Here is a 5,055-nt window from a genome sequence, read left to right as displayed (position 1 = left end):
TTGGTTCAAATCCAGCCCCCGCAATTTTGGTCCGTTGGTCTAGTTGGTTTAGGACGCATCCCTGTCACGGATGAGATCACGAGTTCGAGTCTCGTACGGACCGTATTAATTAGTGATAGATAAAAACTTCCTACGTATAGGTGGGGAGTTTTTTTATTTCCCAAAGTAAACAGTTAATAAAAATACAGATCAAAAAACAGGACTATGAATTACCGAAAATGATAATTCATGGTCCTGTTGTAGGTATCAGTTAAATACCATTGGCAAATGCCCTTATGTTATTCTACTTATTAAAAAATGGGTTTGTAAATTTCATCATAGTAACTATTGTCTGACCCCATACTAGTGAAGTTTTTTAAGGATGTAAAGGTTTCACTTTCCTTCCATGCAGTTAAGGCTTCAAAATCAGCCCAAGCAGTCAGTAAAACTAAAGTAGTAGCTTCCGCTTTATTATCAACACTAAGCATATACCCACCATTCATGTCAGCTGGTTCAGTTAATACCTTTTGAAGTGTATTATAAAGTAGCTTTTGACGGTCACCGTTTACTTGAAATGATTGGTAGTAAAACATTCCATTTAATTGAGCATCTAGTGTTGAATCAAGAGTTGTTAATTTTACTGGTGATTGAAAAATAGTATCTTTTCCTGAAAGGTCAAATAATGCTAATTTTCTTGTATGAGTAGTTGCCTGCATTAATTTAAAATGACGTTCGGGATATTTATCAATGATTGATTGTAAAATTTGTCGTGAACCAAATGTTAAGCTAATTTTTGTTAACATATTAATTCCTCCTCAGAAGTTAGTAGTCATACTTATTATAGTACAACTTAATGTAAAATAATTAAATTGTAAATTTTATCTACTTTATTTTTGATAAGACATAAATAGAAAATATAATAGGAAGATAACTTACAAAAAGTCAATAATTTTTGTTATATCGCTTTAATATTAATTGAATAGGGAGTATAATAAACAATGTATTAATGAATGTTCTAGTTTAACTTAATAAAGGAGGCCACTAAACGAAATGGTTACACTATATACGTCTCCAAGTTGCACGTCTTGTCGTAAAGCACGTGCCTGGCTAAAAGAACATGATATTGCTTTTAAGGAACGGAATATTTTTTCTGAACCATTGTCTTTAAATGAAATTAAGAATATTTTACGGATGACTGAAGATGGTACTGAAGACATTATTTCAAAGCGGTCTAAAGCTTACCAAAAGTTGAGCGTAGATCTTAATGACTTGTCAATGAAGGCTCTGTTTAAGTTAATTAGTAAAAATCCAGGATTGTTACGACGTCCGATTATTATTGATGATAAACGGCTTCAAGTTGGTTACAATGAAGACGAAATCCGTCGCTTCTTACCTCGAAGGGTTCGTGAACTTGAACTAGTAGAAGCTCAAGAAAAAGCAAATATGATTTAACTGATAGAATATGGAAAGTGATATGCTTTCCTTTTTTTATTCTTTTAACCGAGTAACTTTACTTTTAAGCGAAAATCCTTACAATAGAAGTAACATCTAGTTTTGGTAAAAGGAGGTGCTGCTCAATGGAGATGGAACGCATTAATGAAAATACTATTCGCGTTTTGGTAGATAATGATGATTTATCTGCTCGGGGTATCACTATTCTAGACTTACTTGGCGATCATCAGCAAATTGAGGATTTCTTTTATAGTATCCTGAAAGAAGTAGATACTGATCACCAATTCCAAAACAACGATGCGGTTACTTTTCAGGTGATGCCCACTAATAATGGCTTAGAATTATTTATTAGTAAAAATGATTCTAATTTTGCTGGGAATGAACAGCATGGACCAATTAATGACCAGGTGTCCAAATATATTAAGCAACATTTGATTCAAAAAAATAGTCCGGATCAAGATCAAAGGAAAACAGCGATTAATGATTCAGAGGATAATGAGATTCAACATACTAACTGGCAAGTAATTACATTTGATTCTTTTGAAGATTTGATTGATTTTGCGAAAATTGCTGAGAGTGATGATGTTTCATCATATTTATATAAGTACAATGATTTGTATTATTTAGCAATTGCTTATTCTGATTCTATTTTGAACAGTAATGATGTTAAAGATCAACTTGCTCTTGCTTATGAATATGGAAACCCCACGGCAACAACGGTTGATTTTCTAAGTGAACATGGAAAGAAAATAATGTCAGTATCTGCCTTGCATTTAATTCGACACTATTTTGAATAGGCTGCGTTTGAGTTCATACTCAACGTAGCTTTTTTTCGTGCAAAATTGATTAATTTCCGTATATAAATATATAGGGGGATTAAATGTTAATTGCAGTTCATAACGATCAATTAGTGTTAGCTGAAAATGCAAAAAACGATATGGCGTATTACTGTCCAGGATGCGGGCAGGGAGTGATCTTGCGTCGAGGAAAGCATAAGATTACTCATTATGCCCATAAGAAGGGAAATGATTGTGGCTTTAGCGAGGGTGAAACATTAGAACATTTAAAAGGAAAAAAGCAGATTTATCAATGGGCACAAAAGCATCATTGGAATCCGCAATTAGAAGTCTATTTTCCAACAATTGCTCAACGACCAGATATTCTTTTAGAAATTAATGGGCATACTGTAGCAGTTGAATTTCAATGTAGTCCCTTAAGCCTTGAAAAGTTATTAGCACGTAATGAAGGGTATCGCCAGTTAAAAATTCCGGTTTGGTGGATATTAGGATCACCTTATTTGCGTAACTTGAGGAATAAAAAAATCGTTCAGTTTACGCAAATTTTTAGAAAACAGTTTGTTCTCTTATTTTGGGATGTGAAAAGGGCGCAATTAGTTATTAATCAGAAATACTGGCGTTGCTCCTATAGCCGGTTAAAGTATGATAAAAAGACTATTTTAATGGAGCAGATTGAAATGTTGAAGAAGAAACAGTATCATTTTCCAAGTAAAGAAATAAGAGAACTATCATTAACTACTTTAAGACTTACTGGTCACGTTTTGTCAGAATGTCCGTTGGTATGTCATGATCTTATTGCAAGTTGGCCAGCAATGTCTATTCCAATAATTATTTGGCGAATTGGTGTAATATTAGAGATAGAGAAATTCCCCTTATTTTATTCTTGGGGGGATAAGGAATGGAAAAACTTATTAATGAAGGTAAACAAAAGCGACTGGCTATTCCCCGGTTGTTTACCTCCAGAAACAATTCGCAATATTATTATCAATCAATATACAAACGAATTAATTGCCTTTAAAGTAATTTGTAGGGAGGATAATCATCTTATTTTAATTCATCGTCCACAATGGTTTAATGATGCACAGTTAAAACTACAGCTGGTTAAAAGTCATGTGGTAATAAGTCAAGATAAAATTATCACTGACAAACTTGTTTTGACCAGATTTTTGACGCACTTAAATAAGCCTTGATCCCAAGGTGTTTTAAAAGCTAAGCGTCGAGAATCAGTTTATCTTCCTATACCAATTACCTCTTTTCCTGATAGATTTGATGATTTTTGAGTAGGAAGAAAATCACCCTAATAAGTTTACGTGCGGTAAGGACGAGAGCGCGTTTTGATGGGGTATGCTTTACTTCTTGATATTTACGCCGATAATATTCACCAAAAACTGGATCTTGGATTCTAACTCTGTTGGCAGCTTCAACCAAATAGTATCTAAGATAAGCATTACCAGTTCTCTTGAGCGGAGTATTATCACTAGCGTAAGCTCCGGACTGCTTTTCTCGCCAGGAAAGCCCAGCATATTTAGCCAATTTAGCTTCATTATCAAATCGTTCGATTTGACCAATTTCAGCTAAAATACCAGCAGCGTATACTGGTCCAATTCCGGGAATGGAGCGCAAAATCTGTTCTTCATCAGTTACTTGAACTACTTTCTCAATTGCTTTGTCGAGGTCTTTAATCATCTTCTGAAAAGCTTTAATTTCCTCGGCATAAACGGAGAGAACTGTATCAACTGAATTAGCAATTACTTTGTCTAAACGATAAGAAGCACGAACTGCCTTTTGAATTATTTTCGCCAAGGCTTCAGGGTTCGCGAAGCGACCCCGGCCGTGTTCATTCAGATAATCGGCTAAATCAGTAATCGAAAGATTAAGTAAGTCATCAGTAGTCATATCTTCAGTTAGCAGACTCATCATCGTTGAACCAAAGATAGAAGTATTCAGTTCATCAGAAATTACTAATTTATTGAGCTTGTAGTATAGGTTCTCAATAAAGTGTTGCTTAGCCCGAGCTAAGCTTTGAACAAGCTCATATCGGGAACGCGTTAAGCGTTGCAGGGCAATGTAGTTCTCTTGACGAACAATCCCTACTGAATAGCGTCCAACACGTAGGAAGTCAGCAATGTAAAAAGCGTCGATTTGATCATTTTTATCTTCAGCGAAGACATCATGATAGCGCTTAGTTTTCTTAGGATCGATAACCACGGATTGTGTATTGAACTTTTTAAGGTCCGAGTCTTCTTGGAAAAACATTGCTGGGTGAAAGCTGTAAATGGAAGTGGCTTCCATGCCAATCACAACTTGGTCGAGATGATTTGAATTCGCCGTATCGATAATCATGTTTTTTAATTCTGTTGCGCCTTTCAAATCATTAACAAAGTTACCATGGAAAACAACTTCAGTTGTTTCTTCAGAAATCATTGAAGTTACTAAATCTTTTGAGCTAACGTCAATACCGACAAAAAGTTTCATTGGAATGGCCTCCTTTCATTAAAATTTACTGGTCTTAATCTGATCACTGCATGATAGCCCCTAATTACAATCACTAAAAACATCCTCGCAAGTATCAGTATTCATTGGTTAGAGAGTTAAAGCTGCACCTAATCCTACTCTGAATTAGTAAACTATCTAATCGATACAGCATGTGAGTTCGAAAATCAGTAGATTGGCTGGGCGGCAGACTTCATAAGTAGTTAAAAACTACAGGAGGTATTAACCTATACCAGTTGACCAAAGCCAATGATAATTAGAGGTTATCATGCGGTGACCAGAAAACAAGTTGTAATGTAGCAAAATCCGTAAGGATATATTTATAGAATACGAG

5 protein-coding genes and 1 tRNA gene are annotated in these 5,055 nt (G+C 35.0%); 4 read left to right on the top strand and 2 right to left on the bottom strand.

Features of this window, described 5'->3' with window-relative positions; all coding sequences use genetic code 11:
- Positions 1-28: 28 nt before the first annotated feature.
- A tRNA-Asp gene (locus tag LMB56_RS05075) sits at positions 29-103 on the top strand.
- A gap of 187 nt (positions 104-290) precedes the next feature.
- Here LMB56_RS05075 and LMB56_RS05070 read toward each other — a convergent pair.
- Positions 291-782 carry a hypothetical protein gene (locus LMB56_RS05070; RefSeq protein WP_003666876.1) on the bottom strand — a complete coding sequence of 164 codons (492 nt, stop codon included), beginning with the start codon at positions 780-782 and terminating at the stop codon, positions 291-293.
- A gap of 247 nt (positions 783-1,029) precedes the next feature.
- Between LMB56_RS05070 and spxA the strand changes: the two genes are divergently transcribed.
- The 3 genes from spxA to LMB56_RS05055 all read left to right on the top strand — a co-directional run bounded on the left by spxA (position 1,030) and on the right by LMB56_RS05055 (position 3,418).
- Positions 1,030-1,431, top strand: a complete 402-nt coding sequence (spxA, locus tag LMB56_RS05065; protein WP_153703606.1) for a transcriptional regulator SpxA — start codon at positions 1,030-1,032, stop codon at positions 1,429-1,431.
- Positions 1,432-1,556: 125 nt separating this feature from the next.
- Positions 1,557-2,228, top strand: a complete 672-nt coding sequence (locus LMB56_RS05060; protein WP_003666878.1) for an adaptor protein MecA — start codon at positions 1,557-1,559, stop codon at positions 2,226-2,228.
- 83 nt (positions 2,229-2,311) lie between these two features.
- The gene (locus tag LMB56_RS05055) at positions 2,312-3,418 is read left to right on the top strand and encodes a competence protein CoiA (protein ID WP_229283634.1); all 1,107 of its coding nucleotides are present in this window, start codon (positions 2,312-2,314) and stop codon (positions 3,416-3,418) included.
- Positions 3,419-3,473: 55 nt separating this feature from the next.
- On the opposite strand, the gene LMB56_RS05050 is transcribed toward LMB56_RS05055, so the two are convergent.
- Positions 3,474-4,703 (bottom strand): IS110 family RNA-guided transposase, encoded by a 1,230-nt coding sequence (locus LMB56_RS05050; RefSeq protein WP_229282092.1) that lies wholly within the window; start codon positions 4,701-4,703, stop codon positions 3,474-3,476.
- Positions 4,704-5,055: the final 352 nt, after the last annotated feature.

Origin of the sequence: Limosilactobacillus reuteri, from assembly GCF_020785355.1 — a bacterium.
GTDB lineage: Bacteria > Bacillota > Bacilli > Lactobacillales > Lactobacillaceae > Limosilactobacillus > Limosilactobacillus reuteri_I.
Note: the sequence above shows the minus strand (reverse complement) of the source record. Positions and strands in the feature narration are given on the sequence as shown.

Bases quoted from the DNA above. Each gene is read 5' to 3' on its own strand.
- LMB56_RS05060 (WP_003666878.1), top strand. From the start codon at position 1,557: ATGGAGATGGAACGCATTAATGAAAATACTATTCGCGTTTTGGTAGAT.
- spxA (WP_153703606.1), top strand. From the start codon at position 1,030: ATGGTTACACTATATACGTCTCCAAGTTGCACGTCTTGTCGTAAAGCA.
- LMB56_RS05055 (WP_229283634.1), top strand. From the start codon at position 2,312: ATGTTAATTGCAGTTCATAACGATCAATTAGTGTTAGCTGAAAATGCA.
- LMB56_RS05070 (WP_003666876.1), bottom strand. From the start codon at position 782: ATGTTAACAAAAATTAGCTTAACATTTGGTTCACGACAAATTTTACAA.
- LMB56_RS05050 (WP_229282092.1), bottom strand. From the start codon at position 4,703: ATGAAACTTTTTGTCGGTATTGACGTTAGCTCAAAAGATTTAGTAACT.